The organism is Pseudomonas pichavaramensis, assembly GCF_050473265.1.
Classification (GTDB): Bacteria; Pseudomonadota; Gammaproteobacteria; order Pseudomonadales; family Pseudomonadaceae; genus Aquipseudomonas.
Genome location: NZ_JBJKFJ010000008.1, coordinates 85,798 through 107,795, shown reverse-complemented (window position 1 = coordinate 107,795; position 21,998 = coordinate 85,798). Strand labels below are relative to the sequence as shown.

Sequence of the window (21,998 nt, the reverse complement as noted above, 5' to 3'; positions counted from 1 at the left end):
CCCTCTCCCATTCATGGGAGAGGGGCCGAGGGAGAGGGCTGTCCGAGTCAACACGGTCTGCCCTTCCCGTCTCCCCAGAGGGAGCCGTTCGTGTCAGCCTCAGGCCTCGACCGCCAACCCGTACTCGGCACTGGCATCCTGCAGCCACAGCCAGAAGTAGTCGGAGAAGCTGCGGCGAACCAGCAGCTCCCAGGTGTCTTCGCCAGTGTGGCGAATCACCAGTTGCGACTTGGCGAATACAGTGCCGACTGCCTTGCCTACCGGGAAGTTGCTCGGGTGCACGTCATAAGACGTGGACTTCATCAGCAGCTCGCGCACTTTCGGCCCGGACAGCTCCAGCAGGGTCTGACCACCGCTGACGTTGACCACCGAGATGTGCTGACCGGCCAGGGCCTCACGCAGCTTGCCCTCGACCTCGAACTCGGTACCACCGGGTACGATCAGCAGCCATTCGTCCGGGCCCAGCCACTGCAGCGAGGTATCGCCGTCGGCAACCAGAGTAAGCGCCACCGGCAACTCCAGGCCCAGTGCCTTGTGCACACCGCCAGCGAAGTTGGCATCGTCAGCGTCGCCGCGCAGCACCAGATGGCCGAGCAGCTTCTTCTCACGCAGGGTCACCCCAGCGCCTTTACGACCCTTGCCGACCAGCTCGGGCAGGCCGGCGTGGTGCAGGGGCGATTGCCCGGCGATGTCCGCAGGGCGTTGCTGATAAACATTGATGTTAGACATGCTGGCGATCCCCTTTCGGGTCATAGAACACGGGGCTTACGATTTCGGCTTCAATCACGCTGCCATCGACCAGCGGCGCGAATACACGCTCACCGATACGCGACAGGCCACCCCTGACCAGTGCCATGGCGAAGCTGTAACCCATGGCCGAACTCATGTAGCTGGAGGTGACGTGACCGACCATGGTCATCGGGATCGACTGCTTGGGATCGAACACCAACTGCGCGCCTTCCGGCAGAACCTTGTTCGGGTCCAGCGGCTTGAGGCCGATCAGTTGCTTGCGGTTTTCCTTCAGGCAGTCCTCACGGTTCATACCGCGCCAGCCGATCCAGGAGAACGGTTTGGTGCGACCCACGCACCAGCCCATGCCCAGGTCGTCCGGAGTGACCGAACCATCGGTATCCTGACCCACGATGATGAAGCCCTTCTCGGCACGCAGCACGTGCATGGTCTCGGTGCCGTAAGGCGTCAGGCCGTGTTTCTTGCCGGCTTCGACGATCTTCTCCCACACGCCCAGGGCATAGTCGGCCTGTACGTTGACTTCGTAGCTCAGCTCACCGGTGAAGGAGATGCGGAACACGCGAGCCGGTACACCACCGACCTTGCCTTCCTTCCAGGTCATGAAGGGGAAGGCGTCTTTATCCAGATCGATGTCCGTGACCTCGGCCAGCAGCTTGCGGCTGTTGGGGCCGGACAGGGTCATGGTCGCCCAGTGGTCGGTAACCGAGGTGAAGTACACCTTCAGCTCAGGCCACTCGGTCTGGTGGTAGATTTCCAGCCACTCCATCACACGCCCGGCACCGCCAGTGGTGGTGGTCATGACGAAATGGTTGTCGGCCAGACAGGCAGTGACGCCGTCGTCGAAGACCATGCCGTCTTCCTTGCACATCAGGCCGTAGCGGGCCTTGCCCACGTCCAGCTTGGTCCAGGCGTTGGTGTAGACGCGGTTGAGGAACTCACGCGCATCCGGGCCCTGGATGTCGATCTTGCCCAGAGTCGAAGCGTCTAGGATGCCCACCGCGTTGCGTACGGCCAGGCACTCGCGCGCCACGGCGGCATGCATGTCTTCGCCGTTCTTGGGGAAGTACCAGGGACGCTTCCACTGGCCGACGTCCTCGAACTCGGCGCCGTTCTCCAGGTGCCATTTCTGCATGGCGGTGTAGCGCTTGGGCTCGAACAGTTCGCCACAGTGACGGCCGGCGATGGCGCCGAAGGTCACCGGGGTGTAGTTCGGGCGGAACATGGTGGTGCCCATTTCGGTGATGCTGATGCCGATCGAACGGGCCGCGATGGCCAGACCGTTGATGTTGCCCAGCTTGCCCTGGTCGGTACCGAAGCCCAGCGCGGTGTAGCGCTTGACGTGCTCGACCGACTCGAAGCCCTCACGGGTGGCCAGCTCGATACCAGCAGCGGTGACGTCGTTCTGCTGATCGACGAACTGCTTCGGCGCACGCGCGGTGCCCTTGTCGTGCGGCACCTGGAACAGCGCGACCGTGGCTTCCTCGATACGCTTCTCAGCCTTAGGCACGCTGCCGCTCACGGCCTTGAAGCCTACTTCGGCGGCTGCCTTGGCACCGGCTTCGAAACCGTCGGCGAGGCTGTCGCCCAGACCGAACACACCGTTGACTGCGCCAGCGCAATGACGCTTCTGGAAGCCTTCACCCGGCACGAAGGCCAGGATGTCTTCACGCCAGACAGGACGGCCGCCAAGGTGCGATGCCAGGTGCACGACCGGGCTGTAGCCACCGGAGCTGACGATCAGGTCACAGTCGACCACTTCGCCCGGGCTGGTGACTTTATGCTTGGCCAGATCGATGGCGCAGATGCGCGCACCGCTGACACGCTTGCTACCACGCGCTTCAACCACGGCGCTGCCGGTGAGTACGCGCACACCACGACGGCGTGCTTCTTCGACCCAGCTGCCACGCGGATTGCTACGGGCGTCGGCCACCGCAACCACCTGGCGACCGGCATCGAGCCAGTCCAGTACCACGCGGTAGGCGTAATCGTTGTTGGTCGACAGCACCAGCTTCTGACCGGGCGCCACGCCATAACGACGGACATAGGTCGACACGGCATCGGCCAGCATGTTGCCGGGCACGTCGTTGTTGGCATACACCAGCGGACGCTCGTGGGCACCGGTGGCCAGCACGACACGACCAGCACGCACGCGATGCATGCGCTGACGCGGCTGCCCCATGGGCGCGACTTCGCCGAGGTGGTCGGTAAGACGCTGATGAATGGTGAGGAAGTTGTGGTCGTGGTAGCCGTTGACCGTGGCACGCGGCAGCAGGGTCACTTCCGGCAGGCTCGAGAGCTCAGCGATGGCCTTGGCAGCCCAATCGGCAGCCGGCTTGTCATCGAGCATCTCGCGGGTGGAGAGCAGACTGCCGCCGAACTCTTCCTGTTCGTCGGCGAGAATCACCCGAGCACCACTGCGACCGGCAGCCAGGGCTGCAGCCAGACCGGCAGGGCCGGCGCCGACCACCAGCACGTCACAATGCTGGTTCAGGTAATCGTAGATGTCCGGGTCGTTTTCCTTCGGCGAACGGCCGAGACCGGCGGCCTTACGGATGTATTTCTCGTAGGTCAGCCACAGGTTCTGCGGATACATGAAGGTCTTGTAGTAGAAACCGGGCGGCATCATGCCACCGCCGACCTTGCCGAGAATGCCCATCAGGTCGGTGTTGACGCTCGGCCAGCCGTTGGTGCTGGTAGCGTTCAGGTTCTGGTACAGCGCCTGCTGGGTGGCCCGCACGTTGGGGATCTGCGCCGCTTCGGCGGAACCGATCTGCAGCACGGCATTGGGCTCTTCGGCACCCGCGGCGACGATGCCGCGCGGACGGGAATACTTGAAGCTGCGGCCAATGACGTCAACGCCGTTAGCCAGCAACGCGGCAGCCAGGGTATCACCGGCATAACCCTGGTAGGTCTGGCCGTTGAAGGTGAAGTTCAGGGGCTTGCTGCGGTCGACGCGGCCACCCTGGGAAAGACGATTGACCTGGCTCATGCCGTTACTCCTTGGTCGACGGCCTTTTTCGCGGCGAGCGAAGCCTCAGTCACGCTGGGGCGCTCGCCGATCTTGTAGGTTTCGAGAATCTCGTAGCTCACCGTGTGACGGGTGACGTTGAAGTACTGACGGCAACCCGCCGCGTGAATCCACAGTTCGTGGTGAATGCCGCGCGGGTTGTCGCGGAAGAACAGGTACTCGCCCCACTCCTCGTCGGTGCAGGCGTTCGGATCAAGCGGGCGGGCGATGTGCGCCTGGCCGCCGGCGTGAAACTCTTCTTCGGAACGCAGTTCGCCACAGTGAGGGCAGAAGATATGCAACATGCTCGGTACCTCCAGAAAACCATCGGCCCTCTCTCACCGAGAGAGGGCGCCATAATCAGTGCGCCACACCGGCTGCGCCGTGTTCGTCGATCAGCGCACCATTGTGGAAACGCTCGATGGAGAACGCCTTGGCCAGCGGATGCATCTCGCCCTTGGCCAGGCTGGCAGCGAACACGTTGCCCGAGCCCGGAGTGGCCTTGAAGCCGCCGGTACCCCAGCCGCAGTTGAAGAACAGGTTCTTCACTGGCGTCTTGGCGATGATCGGGCAGGCGTCTGGCGTGGTGTCGACGATGCCGCCCCACTGGCGGTTCATGCGCACGCGCGAGAGCACCGGGAACATCTCGACGATGGCCTGCAGGGTGTGTTCGATGGTCGGATAGGAACCACGTTGGCCGTAGCCGTTGTAGCCGTCGATACCGGCGCCGATGACCAGGTCGCCCTTGTCCGACTGGCTGATGTAGCCGTGTACGGCGTTGGACATGATCACGGTGTCGATGATCGGCTTGATCGGCTCGGATACCAGCGCCTGCAGCGGGTGCGATTCCAGCGGCAGACGGAAGCCCGCCAGCTTGGCCAGGTGCCCGGAGTTACCGGCTGCGACCACGCCGACGCGCTTGGCGCCGATGAAGCCCTTGCTGGTCTCGACACCGATCACGGCGCCGTTTTCCTTGCGGAAACCGACCACTTCGGTCTGCTGGATCAGGTCGACGCCCAGGGCGTCGGCGGCACGAGCGAAGCCCCAGGCCACGGCATCGTGACGGGCAACGCCGCCGCGGCGCTGCAGCGAGGCACCGAGAATCGGATAACGGGTGTTCTTCGAGCAATCCAGGTACGGAATCATCTCCGCCACCTGCTTGGCGTCCACCACTTCACCGTCGATACCGTTGAGACGGTTGGCACTGACGCGGCGCTCGATGTCGCGCATATCCTGCAAAGTGTGGCCGAGGTTGAACACGCCGCGCTGGGAAAACATGACGTTGTAGTTGAGGTCCTGCGACAGACCTTCCCACAGCTTCATCGCGTGCTCGTACAGGTGCGCGGACTCGTCCCACAGATAGTTGGAACGCACGATGGTGGTGTTGCGCGCGGTGTTACCGCCGCCGAGCCAGCCCTTCTCCACCACAGCGACGTTCTTCACGCCGAATTCTTTGGCCAGATAGTAGGCCGTGGCCAGGCCATGACCACCACCACCGACGATCACTACGTCGTAAACCGGCTTGGGCGTCGGATTGCGCCACATGCGCTGCCAGTTCTCATGATGGCTGAACGAGTGCTTGAACAGGCCGAAGCCGGAATAACGTTGCATAAGGGTGCTCCTGGGCTCTACTCCCCTCTCCTGTTACGGAGAGGGGCTGTGACGGCCCGCTTAAGAGGGTCGACTCTACTTAGCGATACACAGGATAGTCGGCGCACAGCGCGGCCACTTGCTTGGCGACCTGCGCCTCGACATCGGCATCACCCAGGTGATCGAGGATGTCGCAGATCCAGCCTGCCAGTGCCTCACACTGCGCGACTTTGAAGCCACGCGTGGTCACGGCCGGAGTACCGATACGGATACCGGAGGTGACGAAAGGCGACTGTGGGTCGTTAGGCACAGCGTTCTTGTTCACAGTGATGCCGGCACGGCCAAGGGCGGCATCGGCTTCCTTACCGGTCAGGCCCTGCTTGATCAGGCTGAGCAGGAACAGGTGGTTGTCGGTACCACCGGAAACGACTTCGTAACCGCGCTCGACGAATACCGCGGCCATGGCCTGGGCGTTGTCGATCACTTGCTGCTGATAGGCCTTGAATTCCGGTTCCATGGCTTCCTTGAAGCACACCGCCTTGGCAGCGATCACGTGCATCAGCGGGCCACCCTGCGCGCCCGGGAATACAGCGGAGTTGAGTTTCTTCTCGATCTCTTCGTTGGCCTTGGCCAGGATCAGGCCGCCACGCGGACCACGCAGGGTCTTGTGGGTGGTGGTGGTGACCACATCGGCGAACGGGATCGGGTTCGGGTACAGGCCAGCGGCGACCAGACCGGCCACGTGCGCCATATCGACGAACAGCAGCGCACCGACCTTGTCAGCGATGGCACGGAAGCGCGGGAAGTCCAGGGTCTTGGAGTAGGCGGAGAAGCCGGCCACGATGATCTTCGGCTTGTGCTCGACAGCCAGACGCTCGACTTCGTCGTAGTCGATCAGGCCAGTGGCAGGATTCAGGCCGTACTGCACAGCATTGTACAGCTTGCCCGAGGACGACACCTTGGCGCCGTGGGTCAGGTGACCGCCGTGAGCCAGGCTCATGCCCAGAATGGTATCGCCCGCGTTGAGCAGCGCCAGGTAGACCGCCGAGTTGGCCGAGGAACCGGAGTGCGGCTGAACGTTGGCGTAGTCGGCACCGAACAGCTCCTTGGCGCGATCAATGGCCAGTTGCTCGACCTTGTCGACATACTCGCAACCGCCGTAGTAGCGCTTGCCCGGATAACCTTCGGCGTACTTGTTGGTCAGACCGCTGCCCTGCGCTTCCATCACGCGCTGGCTGCAATAGTTCTCCGAGGCGATCAGCTCGATGTGCTCTTCCTGACGGCGCTCTTCCTGATTGATAGCGGCGAGCAACGCGTCATCGTAACCCTGGATCTTGTCCTGCTTGCTGAACATCTCGTTTCTCCTGCGGCGCTTACTGGCCACGGTCTCTTGGACGGGAGGGCTGGTGGGCCCATTTGCAGCGATGGTAGGGCCGGCCCTGCGCCATCAGATGCCTGCCAACGCCGTGAGAGCATTCGTTTGCGACATACCTCTGTCGCTATCAGATGCGCCTTCCCAGAGGCCGTTCTTGCGCACAGAAACAGGGGATCAAACGGTGGATAAAACGTGCATGAAAGGCCACAGAGCCGATACGCCGGGGGCTTGCCCAGCAAGAGCATTTATTGAGCATTTTCAATAAGTTAATAAAAAGGATGATTCACAGAAGCTGTGCAACAGCCTGTGGACAAGCTGTAGGCATTCGACGCCGAGGCCCAGCAGCCATGGCTTTGCGGAAAATGTTCGATATCCGTACAAGCAGACGAACGGACAGGCTTATCCACTCGCGACATCGACGGCCGCCAGCAAGAAGCCTGGGATATGCACAGATGCTGTGGATGACGCTGTGCATAGACTGTTCGGCCAGCGCCCCAGCCCAGCACCGGCGCGGCCTCCGGAGGAAAGAACAAAATATGAACAGAATCAGATAGATAGGCTTGGCTTGTGCACAAATACTGTGAGCACCGCTGTGGTCTACCTGTGAATAGTTGGCGCAAAGCCAGAGCCCGCAAGGCTCCGGCTCAGGCGCCTGCTATTTGCTCAATCACCCATCAGGACTTGAGCTTGCTGCTGCAACTGCTGGATGCATTCACCAGGCGCTGCTGCATGGCCTGATCAGGCGGTGACTGGCGACTCATGGCCTGCAACTCGGCCTCGCTGAACTCCTGGCTGACCTTGGTTGCCGCGCACTCGCAATAGGCACGCAACTGCGGCTCCTCGTAGCCTGCCGGAGCACCAGCGATGCACTGCTGAACAAACTCGGTCTTGGCGTTATCGGACCACTGCGCAGCGGAGGCCGGTACGGCTACGACCAAAGGCAGAGCGATGGCGAGCAGGTGACGATACGTCATGTGCAACTCCTTCTCTTGATTTGAGCGAACCGAATGCCGCCCTCTAGGCTGGGAGCCGCATCCATGCCGCGGAGTTCCCCGCCCGCGCTGAATGGCAAGCCGGAATTCGACTCAGCAGTACGCATCGATACAACAAGTCGTCGCGGCGTCGGACCCGTATCAGCCAGCTTGCGCGGTACAGTTACGTTTTGCTGGCGACTCCGCCAGCCCGCTTCTCAGAAGGACCCGTCAATGCCCGAAAATGCCCAGCAATTTGCCAGCGACAACTACTCCGGCATCTGCCCGGAAGCCTGGGCCGCCATGGCCGAAGCCAACCAGGGCCATCAGCGCGCCTACGGCGACGACGAGTGGACAGCCCGCGCGGCCGACCACTTTCGCCGCCTGTTCGAAACCGACTGCGAAGTGTTCTTCGCTTTCAATGGCACGGCGGCCAATTCGCTGGCCCTGGCGTCGTTGTGCCAGAGCTATCACAGCGTGATCTGCTCCGAGACGGCGCACGTGGAAACCGACGAATGCGGCGCGCCGGAATTTTTCTCCAACGGCTCCAAGCTGCTGCTGGCCAGAACCGAGAGTGGCAAGCTGACGCCGCAGGCGATTCGCGACGTGGCACTCAAGCGCCAGGACATTCATTACCCGAAACCCCGAGTCGTGACCCTGACTCAGGCCACCGAGGTCGGCACCGTCTACCGCCCCGAGGAAGTCCGCGCCATCAGCCAGATTTGCGAGGAGCTCGGCCTGCACCTGCACATGGACGGCGCGCGCTTCTCCAACGCCTGCGCGTTTCTGGGCTGCAGCCCGGCCGAGCTGACCTGGAAGGCCGGCGTCGACGTACTGTGCTTCGGCGGCACCAAGAACGGCATGGCCGTCGGCGAAGCCATCATCTTCTTCGACAAGGCACTGGCCGAGGACTTCGACTACCGCTGCAAGCAGGCCGGTCAGCTGGCCTCGAAGATGCGCTACCTGTCCGCGCCCTGGGTCGGCATCCTGCAGGACGACGCCTGGCTGAAGTACGCCAACCATGCCAACCGCTGCGCGCAACTGCTGGCCACACTGGTCGCCGACGTACCGGGCGTCAGCCTGATGTTCCCAGTGGAAGCCAACGGCGTGTTTCTGCAATTGTCGGAGCCGGCCATCGCCGCCCTGACCACCCGCGGCTGGCGCTTCTACACCTTCATCGGCGCCGGCGGCGCACGCTTCATGTGCAGCTGGGACACCGACGAAGCCCGCGTACGCCAACTGGCCGCCGATATCCGCGAAGTGATGAGCGCCTGAAAACGACAGAAGCCCCATACGGGGCTTCTTGTTATGCAGAATATAGCCCGGATGCAGTCCGGGAAAATCTATCGACCTCCCCCGGATTGCATTCGACCTAATAAATGCATCCTGCCATCCCCGGATTTCATCCGGGCTACAACCTCGCGGCGATCGATCAGTAATCGATCGCCACGTCGCCTTTCGGCACACTGCAGCACGACAGGATGTAGCCTTCGGCCACGTCCTCGTCGGTGATACCGCCGTTGTGCTCCATGTCTACGTCACCGGAGGTCTTCATGACCTTGCAGGTGCCGCAAATCCCCATACCGCAAGCTTTGGGAATATGCAGGCCGAGCTTGGCAGCCGCCGCATGCACCGTCTCACCCGGGGCCACGCGGATGCTCTTGCCAGTGCTGGTGAACTCGACCTGGTGCAGATCACCAACCGGAACTTCCGGCGCCTCGGCGGCTTCGGCGGCGAGCTCCTTGACCTCGGCACGAATCTCCGGCGGTGTCGGGCCGAACGCCTCTTCGTGGTAACGGCTCATGTCGTAGCCGGCCGCTTCCAGCAAGCGCTTGACCGCACTCATGTAAGGCGTCGGGCCACAGCAGAAGATTTCCCGCTCAAGGTAGTCGGGCGCCATCAGCTCCAGCATCGGCTTGTTCAGGTAGCCGCGATAGCCCGCCCAGGACTCGCCCAGACCGTGCTTTTCGCAAATCACATGCAGGCTGAAGTTGTTGATGCGCGCCGCCATGTGCTCCAGCTCGCGCTGGTAGATGATGTCCTTCGGCGAACGCGCGCTATGTACGAACACCATATCGACGTTGGCATTGGTGTCGTAAAACCAGCGCGCCATCGACATCACAGGCGTGATGCCGACGCCCCCCGACAAGAACAGCACCTTGTCGGCCGGGAAGTCGATGGCATTGAACAGCCCGACAGGACCATGCACCGGTACCTCGTCGCCTTCCTTCAGGTTGTCGTGCAACCAGTTCGACACCTTGCCACCCGGCACACGCTTGATGGTGATGGAGAAGCTATAAGGCACCGAAGGCGAGCTGGAAATGGTGTACGAGCGCATGATCGGCTGCCCGTCGATCTCCAGCTCCAGGGTCACGAACTGCCCGGGTTTGAAGAAGAACAGCACCGGCAGGTCTGCCATGAAACAGAAGGTGCGCACATCCCAGGTTTCCTGAATGACCTTGACGCAGCGCACCAGGTGGCGGCCATTGGTCCAGGTCTGAGTAGTAACCGGATTGAGGAAGGCGTTGGCGGTCATGAACGGCTCTCCACATGGCCGGACATCGGCCTAATTGGGGCGGATTGTGCGAAAGGCCGAGGGAGGTCATTTATCTACCTGCGACATCCGCATACTTATCGCGACCTGCCCCAATACACGGGGTTTGGCGCGTCGGAAACAAATCCGGCCATGTCGCCCATGGATAAGGATTCACCTTTGCCCGGCTCCACACTCCGCCTCACCAAGCATGCGTGCCCTTAGCAGGCAGCAGCGGTCTATCAACACCTTGCGGCACATACCGTATCAGCCACTATTTTCGGCAGGTGCAAGGCACCAGCCACTTGAGGAGTCATCATGGACTGCACCCAAAACCTGAGCCTGGGCGACCCGCTGGAGCCCGTCCGCAAGGCCACCGCCCAAATGCTGCACGAGCGCGACCACAGCTTCTCGCTGCCTCAACCCTTTTATAACGATGAGCGCCTGTTCCAGGTCGACATGCAGGAGATCTTCCTCAAGGAATGGCTCATCGCCGGCATGGTCAGCGAGATCCCGGCCAAAGGGAACTTCATCACCCAGCAGATCGGTGACAACCCGGTCGTCATCATCCGTGGTAACGACAACCAGATTCATGCCTTCCACAACGTCTGCCGCCACCGCGGCTCGCGCCTGTGCGTGACCGACAAGGGCAAGGTGGCCAAGCTGGTCTGCCCGTACCACCAGTGGACCTATGAGCTGGATGGCCGCCTGCTGTTCGCCGGCACCGAAATGGGCGCCGACTTCAAACTGTCCGACTACAACCTCAAGCCGGTTGCCTGCAAAACCTCTGGCGGCTTCATCTTCATCTCCCTGGCGGAAAACCCGCCTGCCATCGACGAGTTCCTGGCCACCCTGGCCCATTACATGGAACCGTACGACATGGAGAACACCAAGGTTGCCGTGCAGAGCGTCATGCGTGAGCAAGCCAACTGGAAGCTGGTGCTGGAAAACAACCGCGAGTGCTACCACTGCAACGGTTCGCACCCGGAACTGCTCAACACCCTGCTGGAATGGGACGACGTTACCGACCCACGCGCCAGCCAGGCGTTCAAGGACCAGGTCGCCGAGTGCACCACCCGCTGGGACAAGGACAACATCCCGTACGCCCACGCCAGCTTCGGGCTGCGCAACCGTATCGTGCGCATGCCGCTGCTCAAGGGCACCGTATCCATGACCCTGGACGGCAAGCAAGGCTGCAAGAAGCTGATGGGCCGCATCACCGATCCGGACCTGGGCTCCATGCGCATCCTGCACCTGCCGCACTCGTGGAACCACTGCATGGGCGACCACATGATCAACTTCACCGTGTGGCCGGTCAGCGCCCAGGAGTCGATCGTCATCACCAAGTGGCTGGTACACAAAGATGCCGTAGAAGGCGTCGACTATGACGTGGCTCGCCTGCGCGAAGTCTGGGATGCGACCAACGACCAGGATCGCCGTCTGGGCGAAGAGAACCAGCGCGGCATCAACTCCACCGCCTACCAGCCCGGCCCGTACTCCAAGACCTACGAGTTCGGCGTGATCAACTTCCTCGACTGGTACAGCGAGCGCATGCTCAACAACCTTGACGACACCCCGGCGCAAACTCTGCGCCAGGTCGCGGGCGAGTGATGACGCTCAGCCTGCTACTGTTGATCGGGCTCACAGCCTACGGGCTGCTGGCCTGTCGACCGAACGCAGGCTAAGGCAAATAAAAGAAAACCCCGGCTCCGCAAGGAGACCGGGGTTTTCTTTTGCCATCTGATCGCCCTCTAAAGCAGCACTCGACAAAAAATTACCGCGAGCATTTTTTTGCGTCACCCCACAACGCCGCAGGGTAGTCGCGCAGACCATAAAAAAGCCCCGCCAGATAGCTCTGGCGGGGCTTTTCATTTCAGCCTGAAAAGACTCAGACCTTGGCGCGTTCGAAGCGCTTGCGGTCGTTCTCGTTCAGGTACTTCTTGCGCAGGCGGATCGACTTCGGCGTCACCTCCACCAGCTCGTCGTCGGCGATGAATTCCAGCGCCTGCTCGAGGGTGAACTTGATCGGCGGTACCAGGGCGATGACTTCGTCTTTGCCCGAGGCGCGCATGTTGTCGAGTTTCTTGCCCTTGGTGGGGTTGATCACCAGGTCGTTGTCACGGCTGTTGATGCCGGCCAGCTGACCTTCGTAGATTTCCTGGCCCGGCTCGAGGAACAGCTTGCCGCGCGCCTGCAGGGTTTCCAGCGAGTAGGTCAGCGCGGTGCCGGTGGCCATGGAGACCAGTACGCCGTTCTGACGGTTGGACACTTCACCGGCCTTGATCGCGCCGTAGTGGCTGAAGGTCGAGGTCAGGATGCCGCTACCCGAGGTCAGGGTCAGGAAGTTGTTACGGAAGCCGATCAGACCACGCGCCGGGATGGTGTATTCCAGGCGGATACGGCCCTTGCCATCCGGAACCATGTTGGTCAGGTCGCCCTTACGCAGGCCCATCTGCTCCATAACGGAGCCCTGATGCTGCTCTTCGATATCGATGGTGACGTTCTCGTACGGCTCTTGTTTCTCGCCGGCTTCGTTCTCGATGATCACCACTTCCGGACGGCCTACGGCCAGTTCGAAGCCTTCGCGGCGCATGGTTTCGATCAGTACCGACAGGTGCAGCTCACCACGACCGGAAACCTTGAACTTCTCCGGAGTCTCGCCCGGCTCGACGCGCAGGGCGACGTTGTGCAGCAGTTCTTTTTCCAGACGATCCTTGATGTTGCGGCTGGTGACGAACTTGCCTTCTTTACCGGCGAACGGCGAGTCGTTGACCTGGAAGGTCATGCTCACGGTCGGCTGGTCAACGGTCAGCGGCGGCAGGGCTTCGACGTTGTTCTGGTCGCACAGGGTGTCGGAGATGAACAGCTCGTCCATACCCGATACGCAGACGATGTCGCCCGCCTGAGCTTCCTGCACCTCAACGCGCTGCAGACCGGAGTGACCCATGATCTTCAGGATGCGGCCGCTGCGCTTCTTGCCGTCGGCGCCGATGGCGGTCACCGGGCTGTTGGCCTTGATGGTGCCGCGGGCGATGCGGCCGATACCGATCACGCCGAGGAAGCTGTTGTAGTCCAGCTGGGAGATCTGCATCTGGAACGGGCCGCTGGCGTCGACGACCGGAGCCGGTACGTGGTCGACGATAGCCTGGAACAGGGCGTCCATGTTGTCGTCCATCTTCTCGTGATCCATGCCGGCGATGCCGTTCAGGGCCGAGGCGTAGACGATCGGGAAGTCCAGTTGCTCGTCGGTGGCACCGAGGTTGTCGAACAGGTCGAAGATCTGGTCGATAACCCAGTCAGGACGCGCACCCGGACGGTCGATCTTGTTCACCACGACGATCGGACGCAGGCCGGCCTTGAACGCCTTCTGGGTCACGAAACGGGTTTGCGGCATCGGGCCGTCCTGGGCGTCAACCACCAGCAGTACGGAGTCGACCATGCTCATGACGCGCTCTACTTCACCACCGAAGTCGGCGTGCCCGGGGGTGTCGACGATGTTGATGTTGTAGTCGCCCCACTTCAGGGCAGTGTTCTTGGCCAGAATGGTAATGCCGCGCTCTTTCTCCTGGTCGTTGGAGTCCATCACGCGCTCGTTTTCCGCTTCTTTGCGGTCGAGGGTGCCGGACAGACGCAGCAGTTTGTCGACGAGGGTAGTTTTGCCATGGTCGACGTGGGCGATGATGGCGATGTTGCGCAGATTTTCGATCACTGTGTGTATCTCGATCAGAGGATTCGGTGTGTCGCCCAGCCTGGACGACGAATATGAACAAAACTGGATCAGCGAGCTGATCGGGGTACCTCTACAAACGTAGGCGAGGCAGTCAGTGCAAGGCGAAAACAAGCGAAAAACGGTCGGAGTCGCGCTCGACTTTACGAGCTATGTGAGCATTTTGAGCTTGTTTTTAACGCAGCAATGACAACGCAGGTAGTTTTTAGAGGTGCCCCGGGTCGGGAGGGCGATGGCGGATGCTCCCGCCATTAAGCCCCGGCGTTCTATGCCGGACGATAAACGCGCACATTGGCGTGTCCCTCGCTCAGCAGATGATGGGCATGCAGGCGACTCATCACGCCCTTGTCGCAATACAGCAGGTACTGGCGGTTCTCATCCAGTTCCTTGAATTTGTTGTTCAGCGCGTAGAACGGCAGCGGCTGCACCTCGATGCCCGGCACTTGCAGCGGCTCGTCCTCGGCGGCATCGGGGTGGCGGATATCGATGACGATCTGCCCGGCCAGCGCTTCACGCACCTCCTCGACCTGCACGTCCTTGCCCAACTCATCGATCACCCGATCGATAGGCAGCTGCGTGGCGCGCTCAAGCGCGCGTTCGAGGATGGCCATGTCGAACTGCGCCTCCTCCTTCTCCACACGATAGCCACGCGCCTTGGTAGTCGGGTTGACCGAAATCACGCCGCAATATTCGGGCATGTTCTTGGCGAACTCGGCGGTGCCGATCTGCGTGGCGGTGTCGATGATGTCCTGCTTGTGGCTGGCGATCAGCGGGCGCATCACCAGCATGTCGGTGGCCGAATCGATCACCGCCAGGTTGGTCAGGGTCTGGCTGGAGACCTGACTGATCGCCTCACCGGTCACCAGCGCTTCGATCTGCAGCTTCTCCGCGACGCGGGTTGCCGCGCGCAGCATCATGCGCTTGAGGATCACGCCCATCTGGCTGTTGTCGACCTTGCCGAGGATCTCGCCGACCACTTCCTCGAACGGCACGCTGATGAACAGCACGCGCTGCGAGCGACCGAATTTCTGCCATATATAGTGGGCCACTTCCATCACGCCCAATTCGTGGGCACGGCCACCGAGGTTGAAGAAGCAGAAGTGGCTGACCAGACCGCGACGCATCATCTGATAGGCCGCGACGGTCGAGTCGAAACCGCCACTCATAAGCACCAGGGTCTGCTCCAGCGAACCCAGCGGATAGCCGCCCAGACCTTCATGACGGTTGTGCACCACGAAGAGGCGCTGATCGCGGATCTCCATGCGCACTTCGACTTCCGGCTTCTTCAGATCGATGCCAGCCGCACCACATTCCTGGCGCAGGCGGCTGCCAACGTGGCGCTCAACATCGATGGAAGAGAAGGCATGCTTGCCGCCACGCTTGCAGCGCACGGCGAAAATCTTGCCTGGCAACTGGTCGGCGTAATGCCGCTTGCAATGCTCGGTAACCTCGTCGAGATCGCCCAGCGGGTATTCGTTGACTTCGAGGAACAGACCAATGCCCGGCGTGTTACGCAGGCGCTCGGTCATCTCAGCGAGCAGGCGCGGATCGGCGAGGTCGGTTTCCACCTCCAGGTTGTCCCACACACCGGTCACCCGCAGTGCGGGGTCGAGGTCGCGCAATACGGCACGAATGTTCTTCCCCAACTGGCGGATGAACTGCTTGCGCACCGGGCGACTCTTGATGGTGATTTCTGGGAAAACTTTGACGATCAGTTTCATGGATAAGGCGCCCGCTCGAGGCGACGAAAAAACAGGGGCGCGGATTATAGCGGAAATTGCTCAAGCTTTGACCAAAAATACTGCAGCATAGATACATCGCACCAAAATAGAGCGCAAGCACAATTGCAAGCCCTATTTGAGTGCAAATATCGACTGAAAAATCCCGTGTAGCCGGCGCTACGCCTGAGTTTGCAGGCCTCTGCCCAATACAGGGCACTGGCATGCAATTTGCTCCCTTGTGAGGCAGGTCGCCCTGGAGGACTATCCCGCCGGGCTTCACCGTACATTTGGGGCTCACAGATAAGAGCCTTTTCCACCTGGAGGACAACATGTCTAAGGCTGTTCAACTGATCAAAGAACACGACGTGAAGTGGGTAGACCTGCGCTTCACCGACACCAAGGGTAAGCAACAGCACGTGACCATGCCGGCCCGTGACGCCCTGGACGAAGATTTCTTCGAGCACGGCAAAATGTTCGACGGCTCGTCCATCCACGGCTGGAAAGGCATCGAAGCCTCCGACATGATCCTCTCGCCGGTTGACGAAACCGCCGTACTGGATCCCTTCACCGAAGAGCCGACCCTGATCATCGTTTGCGACATCATCGAGCCGAGCACCATGCAAGGCTACGATCGCGACCCGCGCTCCATCGCCAAGCGTGCCGAGGAATACCTGAAGTCCACCGGCATCGGTGACACCGTATTCGTTGGCCCGGAGCCAGAGTTCTTCATCTTCGACCAGGTCAAGTTCAAGTCGGACATCTCCGGCTCCATGTTCAAGATCTACTCCGAGCAAGGCTCCTGGATGACCGACCAGGACGTGGAAGGCGGCAACAAAGGCCACCGTCCGGCCGTCAAAGGCGGTTACTTCCCGGTTCCGCCGGTCGACCACGACCACGAAATCCGTACTGCCATGTGTAACGCCCTGGAAGAAATGGGCCTGGTCGTCGAAGTTCACCACCACGAAGTGGCGACTGCCGGCCAGAACGAAATCGGCGTGAAGTTCAACACTCTGGTCAACAAGGCTGACGAAGTTCAGACCCTGAAGTACTGCGTGCACAACGTTGCCGACGCCTACGGCAAAACCGCTACCTTCATGCCGAAGCCGCTGTACGGCGACAACGGTTCGGGCATGCACGTGCACATGTCCATCTCCAAAGATGGCAAGAACACCTTCGCAGGTGAAGGCTATGCCGGCCTGTCCGACACCGCCCTGTACTTCATCGGCGGCATCATCAAGCACGGTAAGGCCCTGAATGGCTTCACCAACCCGTCGACCAACTCCTACAAGCGTCTGGTCCCGGGCTTCGAAGCTCCGGTCATGCTGGCCTACTCGGCCCGTAACCGCTCCGCCTCGATCCGTATCCCGTACGTTTCCAGCCCGAAAGCCCGCCGCATCGAAGCGCGCTTCCCGGACCCGGCTGCCAACCCGTACCTGGCCTTCGCAGCGCTGCTGATGGCTGGTCTGGACGGTATCCAGAACAAGATCCACCCGGGCGATGCCGCTGACAAGAACCTGTACGATCTGCCGCCGGAAGAAGGCAAGCTGATCCCGCAGGTTTGCGGCAGCCTGAAAGAAGCCCTGGAAGAGCTGGACAAAGGCCGCGCGTTCCTGACCAAGGGCGGCGTATTCTCCGACGACTTCATCGATGCCTACATCGAGCTGAAAGCCGAAGAAGAAATCAAGGTCCGCACCTTCGTACACCCGCTGGAATACGACCTGTACTACAGCGTCTAACCCAGCCTTGCGCCGCCCTGTGCGGCGCAACCTGAAAAGCCCCGCCCGGCACTGCCTGGCGGGGCTTTTTCATGGGTAGACCAATACGCATTTTGTAGCCGGATATCACAGGCGTAGCGCCCTGTGCTTGTCAGGAACCGTAAGCAGTGCAAGGCTTAGCGCATCTCCTGCGGAAGGATTGGCCCATGCGCCCTTTACTCGCCTGCCTGCTGCTCGCACTGGCCCTGCCGGTCAGCGCACAGATTTACAAATACACCGACGCCAACGGCAACACGGTATTCACCAACCAGCCCCCTGAGGGGACGGCTGCCGAGAGCGTCGAACTGCCGCCGACCAACACGGTGAAAATGAAAACGCCGGACATACCGGTCGACAATTCGCGGGAAGACGACACCTCCAAAAGCGAGGCGCCATATTCCGTACTGAGCCTGAACGGCATTCCCGACGATGACGCCATGCGCGCCAACAACGGCACCTTCATCGTCAGCGTGAACATTCAGCCACGCCTGCAACCCGGCCACAGCCTGCGCCTGATTCTCGACGGCGAACCCTATGGCCAGGCGAGCAATGTCCCGAGCCTGCAACTGACCAACCTCGATCGCGGCGAGCACAGCCTTGCGGTGGCGGTGATGGCCGGTGAACGCATCATCCAGCAGAGCGCGACCGAGACCTTTACCCTGCAACGTATCAGCGTCAACAGCCCGAATCGCAGTGCGCCGTGAACGAACTCATCAAGATGCGCACACTGCTACTTTGCCTGCTGCTCGCAGCCCCTGCCGCCCTGGCCCAGGTCTATACCTACATCGACGCAGAGGGTAACCGGGTGTTCACCGACAAGCCGCGCAGCAGCAGTGCCGAACGAGTGATCCTGGCGCCCTCCAACAGCGTACAACTCAACCAAGCGACACCAACGGTGCGCGTCACGCCGCCGCCTGCCGTAACCAAGCCGGCCGTGCACTATCAGGTGCTGCGCATTATCGTGCCCGAGCCGGATGCCTCTATCCATAACGGTTCCGGCGACATGATCGTCACCCTCAACAGCGAGCCAGGTCTGCTGCCCGGTCACAGCTATCGCCTGCTGCTTGATGGTGAGATACAAGGCGATGTGAGCCGTAGCCCGGTGTTCTCCCTGCAGCATGTCGATCGCGGCACGCACCAACTGGCAGCGGAGATCATCGATTCAGCAGGCCTGATCGTCGAGCGCACGCCCGCGCAACCCTTCCACATGCACCGGATGAGCCTGGCACAGAAGCGCAAGATCAATCCGTGCAAGAAAGACGACTATGGCGTTCGCCCAGAATGCCCGCTGAAGGACAAGCCAGAAGAAGAAGTGAGCATCCTGCCCTTCCTCTGAATAAGAGCCCCATTTTGGTGCGCATCTGCGCACCACCTCCTAAAATCTCCCTGTTCTGGGTCGATTTTCCCCGCCCAGCCGTGCCGCCACACCACCAAAACCTGGCAGACCGCACAAAAAATGCGTCTTTTCGGGGCCTTGGTTTGCTTCTTGCATTTTCCTGCCCATTGCCGGAACGCGCTGCCTATGACCATCAACGACGCACTGCATCGCCTGCTACTCGACAACCTGACCACCGCCACCCTGCTGCTCAACAGCCAACTGTGCCTTGAGTACATGAACCCGGCGGCGGAGATGCTTCTGGCCGTCAGCGGCCAGCGTAGCCATGGTCAGTTCATCAGCGATCTGTTCACCGAGTCGCCTGAGGCGTTGTCCTCGCTGCGCCAGGCTGTGGAACAGGCGCATCCATTCAATAAGCGTGAGGCGGTGCTGACCTCCGTCACCGGCCAGACGCTGACCGTGGACTATGCAGTGACGCCGCTGTTCAGCAAGGGCGAAACCCTGCTGCTGCTGGAAGTGCACCCGCGTGACCGCCTGCTGCGTATCACCAAGGAAGAGGCGCAACTGTCCAAGCAGGAAACCACCAAACTGCTGGTTCGCGGCTTGGCTCACGAGATCAAGAACCCGCTCGGCGGCATTCGCGGCGCGGCGCAACTGCTGTCGCGCGAGCTGCCCAACGAAGACCTCAAGGACTACACCAACGTCATCATCGAAGAGGCCGACCGCCTGCGTAATCTGGTCGACCGCATGCTCGGCTCGAACAAGCTGCCGTCGCTGTCGATGACCAACGTGCATGAGGTGCTGGAGCGCGTCGCCAATCTGATCGAAGCGGAAAGCCAGGGTGGCATCACCTTGGTGCGCGACTACGACCCGAGCATTCCCGATCTGCTGATCGATCGCGAGCAGATGATCCAGGCCGTGCTCAATATCGTGCGCAATGCCATGCAGGCCATCGCCGGGCAGAAGCGCGACATGGGCCTGGGCCGCATCAGCCTGCGTACCCGCACCCTGCGCCAGTTCACCATCGGCCACACCCGCCACCGCCTGGTGGTGAAGATGGAGATCATCGATAACGGCCCCGGCATTCCGCCGGAGCTGCAGGAAACCATCTTCTATCCCATGGTCAGTGGCCGCGCCGACGGCACCGGCCTGGGCCTGGCCATTACCCAGAACATCATCAGCCAGCATCAAGGTCTGATCGAATGCGAGAGCTATCCCGGCCACACCGTATTCTCGATCTTCCTGCCGCTGGAACAAGGAGCGCCTACGCCATGAGCCGCAGTGAAACCGTCTGGATTGTCGACGACGATCGTTCCATCCGCTGGGTACTGGAAAAGGCCCTGCAGCAGGAAGGCATGACCACCCAGAGTTTCGACAGTGCAGACGGTGTACTCGCCCGCCTGACCCGCCAGCAGCCGGACGTGATCATCTCCGACATCCGCATGCCCGGCGCCAGTGGCCTCGATCTGCTGGCGCGGATTCGCGAGCTGTATCCGCGCCTGCCAGTCATCATCATGACCGCCCATTCCGACCTGGACAGTGCGGTAGCCAGCTACCAGGGCGGAGCCTTCGAATATCTGCCCAAGCCCTTCGACGTCGACGAGGCCGTGTCGCTGGTCAAACGCGCCTTCCAGCACGCCCAGGAGCAACAGAGCCTGGCCGCCCCTGCCGCCCAGGCGCGCACGCCTGAGATCATCGGCGAGGCGCCGGCGATGCAGGAGGTGTTCCGCGCCATCGGTCGTCTGAGCCATTCCAATATCACCGTGCTGATCAATGGCGAGTCCGGTACCGGCAAGGAACTGGTGGCCCATGCCCTGCACCGCCACAGCCCGCGCGCCGCTGCGCCCTTCATCGCTTTGAACATGGCGGCGATCCCCAAGGACCTGATGGAGTCCGAACTGTTCGGCCATGAGAAAGGTGCCTTCACCGGCGCGGCCAACCAGCGTCGTGGGCGCTTTGAACAGGCCGACGGTGGCACCCTGTTCCTCGATGAGATCGGCGACATGCCGGCCGACACTCAGACGCGCCTGCTGCGCGTACTGGCCGACGGCGAGTTCTACCGCGTTGGCGGTCACACGCCGGTAAAAGTGGATGTGCGCATCATCGCCGCCACCCACCAGAACCTGGAAACCCTGGTCACCGCCGGCAAGTTCCGTGAGGACCTGTTCCACCGCCTCAACGTCATCCGCATCCACATTCCACGCCTGGCCGACCGCCGCGAGGACATCCCCACCCTGGCCAACCACTTCCTCGCCCGCGCCGCGCAGGAGCTGTCGGTTGAACCCAAGCTGCTCAAGAGCGAAACCGAGGACTACCTCAAGCACCTGCCCTGGCCGGGCAACGTGCGCCAGCTGGAGAACACCTGCCGCTGGATCACCGTCATGGCGTCCGGTCGCGAAGTGCATGTCGACGACCTGCCGCCGGAACTGCTGACCCAACCGCAGGACGCCGCGCCCGTCACCAACTGGGAACAGGCGCTGCGCCTGTGGGCCGATCAGGCGCTCGCTCGTGGCCAGTCCAATCTGCTCGACACCGCTGTACCGGCCTTCGAGCGCATCATGATCGAGACCGCCCTCAAGCACACTGCCGGTCGCCGTCGCGATGCCGCGCTGCTACTGGGCTGGGGTCGTAATACCCTGACGCGCAAGATCAAGGAACTGGGCATGAAGGTCGACGGCGGGGACGACGACGACAGCGACGATTGATCTCGCCAACGTTACGAAAAGGGCATCTCATGAGATGCCCTTTTTATTTTCCCGGATTGCATCCGGGCTACGGGAAGACGGCCGTAGGGTGCGCCATGCGCACCGCCAATCGCTGCCAACTCAACCGCGCTGCGCGTTCTTGATCGAGATCTGCGTATTGAGGGTCCAGAAGTCGTAGAGCACGCCGACCAGGAACAGACCGCCCGTGAACAGATAGATGATCCCGGTGATCCACTTGCCCTGATACATGCGGTGCACGCCAAACACGCCAAGGAAGGTCAGCAGAATCCACGCCACGTTGTAATCGGTATCACCGGCGGTGAAACGCAGATCCGCCTCATGGTCCATCGAAGGGATCAGAAACAGGTCGATGATCCAGCCGATGAAAAGCAACCCCAGGGTAAAGAACCAGATGGTTCCGGTGACCGGTTTGCCGTAGTAGAAGCGGTGCGAACCGAGAAAACCGAAGATCCACAGCAGGTAACCGATCAGCTTGCTGTGCGTGTCCTGTCGTTGCATGGCTAACTCC

The 21,998-nt window shown here is 61.4% G+C and carries 17 protein-coding genes; 7 read left to right on the top strand and 10 right to left on the bottom strand.

The genetic code is table 11. The annotated features are described in order from the left end of the window. Nucleotides 1-99 precede the first annotated feature (99 nt). The 6 genes from ACJRW5_RS14705 to ACJRW5_RS14680 form a co-directional block, all read right to left on the bottom strand. Nucleotides 100-729, bottom strand: a complete 630-nt coding sequence (locus ACJRW5_RS14705; RefSeq protein ID WP_484571246.1) for a sarcosine oxidase subunit gamma — start codon at nt 727-729, stop codon at nt 100-102. After that, on the bottom strand, nt 722-3,739 hold the full coding sequence (locus tag ACJRW5_RS14700) for a sarcosine oxidase subunit alpha (RefSeq protein ID WP_484571245.1): 3,018 nt from the start codon (nt 3,737-3,739) through the stop codon (nt 722-724). The genes ACJRW5_RS14705 and ACJRW5_RS14700 overlap by 8 nt, the downstream gene beginning before the upstream one ends. Next, the gene (locus ACJRW5_RS14695; protein ID WP_021445212.1) at nt 3,736-4,062 is read right to left on the bottom strand and encodes a sarcosine oxidase subunit delta; all 327 of its coding nucleotides are present in this window, start codon (nt 4,060-4,062) and stop codon (nt 3,736-3,738) included. Before ACJRW5_RS14695 ends, ACJRW5_RS14700 begins: the two co-directional genes overlap by 4 nt. A 55-nt stretch (nt 4,063-4,117) precedes the next feature. Continuing rightward, a complete protein-coding gene (locus ACJRW5_RS14690) occupies nt 4,118-5,368 on the bottom strand; it encodes a sarcosine oxidase subunit beta family protein (RefSeq protein WP_484571244.1) in 1,251 nt (416 codons plus the stop codon). A 79-nt stretch (nt 5,369-5,447) separates the two neighbouring features. Then, nucleotides 5,448-6,701: a serine hydroxymethyltransferase gene (gene glyA, locus ACJRW5_RS14685; RefSeq protein ID WP_484571243.1), complete on the bottom strand. Its 1,254-nt coding sequence runs from the start codon at nt 6,699-6,701 to the stop codon at nt 5,448-5,450. A gap of 695 nt (nt 6,702-7,396) precedes the next feature. Further along, on the bottom strand, nt 7,397-7,696 hold the full coding sequence (locus ACJRW5_RS14680) for a hypothetical protein (protein ID WP_484571242.1): 300 nt from the start codon (nt 7,694-7,696) through the stop codon (nt 7,397-7,399). A gap of 231 nt (nt 7,697-7,927) precedes the next feature. On the opposite strand from ACJRW5_RS14680, the gene ACJRW5_RS14675 reads away from it, so the two are divergent. After that, on the top strand, nt 7,928-8,968 hold the full coding sequence (locus ACJRW5_RS14675) for a threonine aldolase family protein (protein WP_484571241.1): 1,041 nt from the start codon (nt 7,928-7,930) through the stop codon (nt 8,966-8,968). A gap of 157 nt (nt 8,969-9,125) precedes the next feature. Here the strand turns inward: ACJRW5_RS14675 and gbcB are convergent, their stop codons facing one another. Further along, nucleotides 9,126-10,229, bottom strand: a complete 1,104-nt coding sequence (gene gbcB / locus ACJRW5_RS14670; RefSeq protein ID WP_484571240.1) for a glycine-betaine demethylase subunit GbcB — start codon at nt 10,227-10,229, stop codon at nt 9,126-9,128. Between the two features lie 315 nt (nt 10,230-10,544). On the opposite strand from gbcB, the gene gbcA reads away from it, so the two are divergent. Continuing rightward, on the top strand, nt 10,545-11,837 hold the full coding sequence (gene gbcA / locus ACJRW5_RS14665) for a glycine-betaine demethylase subunit GbcA (RefSeq protein ID WP_484571239.1): 1,293 nt from the start codon (nt 10,545-10,547) through the stop codon (nt 11,835-11,837). Between the two features lie 277 nt (nt 11,838-12,114). Here the strand turns inward: gbcA and typA are convergent, their stop codons facing one another. Together typA and thiI are read right to left on the bottom strand one after the other, a co-directional pair. Further along, on the bottom strand, nt 12,115-13,935 hold the full coding sequence (gene typA, locus ACJRW5_RS14660) for a translational GTPase TypA (protein ID WP_484571238.1): 1,821 nt from the start codon (nt 13,933-13,935) through the stop codon (nt 12,115-12,117). Nucleotides 13,936-14,219: 284 nt separating this feature from the next. Next, nucleotides 14,220-15,674: a tRNA uracil 4-sulfurtransferase ThiI gene (gene thiI, locus ACJRW5_RS14655; protein WP_484571237.1), complete on the bottom strand. Its 1,455-nt coding sequence runs from the start codon at nt 15,672-15,674 to the stop codon at nt 14,220-14,222. Nucleotides 15,675-16,003: 329 nt separating this feature from the next. Here thiI and glnA point away from each other — a divergent pair, with 329 nt between their 5' ends. The 5 genes from glnA (at nt 16,004) to ntrC (ending at nt 21,469) form a co-directional block, all read left to right on the top strand. After that, on the top strand, nt 16,004-17,410 hold the full coding sequence (gene glnA, locus ACJRW5_RS14650) for a glutamate--ammonia ligase (protein WP_484571236.1): 1,407 nt from the start codon (nt 16,004-16,006) through the stop codon (nt 17,408-17,410). Nucleotides 17,411-17,595: 185 nt separating this feature from the next. After that, nucleotides 17,596-18,132: a DUF4124 domain-containing protein gene (locus ACJRW5_RS14645; RefSeq protein ID WP_484571235.1), complete on the top strand. Its 537-nt coding sequence runs from the start codon at nt 17,596-17,598 to the stop codon at nt 18,130-18,132. Nucleotides 18,133-18,146: 14 nt separating this feature from the next. Further along, on the top strand, nt 18,147-18,764 hold the full coding sequence (locus tag ACJRW5_RS14640; RefSeq protein ID WP_484571388.1) for a DUF4124 domain-containing protein: 618 nt from the start codon (nt 18,147-18,149) through the stop codon (nt 18,762-18,764). 186 nt (nt 18,765-18,950) lie between these two features. After that, on the top strand, nt 18,951-20,039 hold the full coding sequence (gene glnL / locus ACJRW5_RS14635; RefSeq protein ID WP_484571234.1) for a nitrogen regulation protein NR(II): 1,089 nt from the start codon (nt 18,951-18,953) through the stop codon (nt 20,037-20,039). Continuing rightward, a complete protein-coding gene (gene ntrC, locus ACJRW5_RS14630; protein WP_484571233.1) occupies nt 20,036-21,469 on the top strand; it encodes a nitrogen regulation protein NR(I) in 1,434 nt (477 codons plus the stop codon). The genes glnL and ntrC overlap by 4 nt, the downstream gene beginning before the upstream one ends. Before the next feature lie 120 nt (nt 21,470-21,589). On the opposite strand, the gene ACJRW5_RS14625 is transcribed toward ntrC, so the two are convergent. Further along, on the bottom strand, nt 21,590-21,988 hold the full coding sequence (locus tag ACJRW5_RS14625; RefSeq protein WP_484571232.1) for an NINE protein: 399 nt from the start codon (nt 21,986-21,988) through the stop codon (nt 21,590-21,592). Between the last annotated feature and the right edge of the window lie 10 nt (nt 21,989-21,998).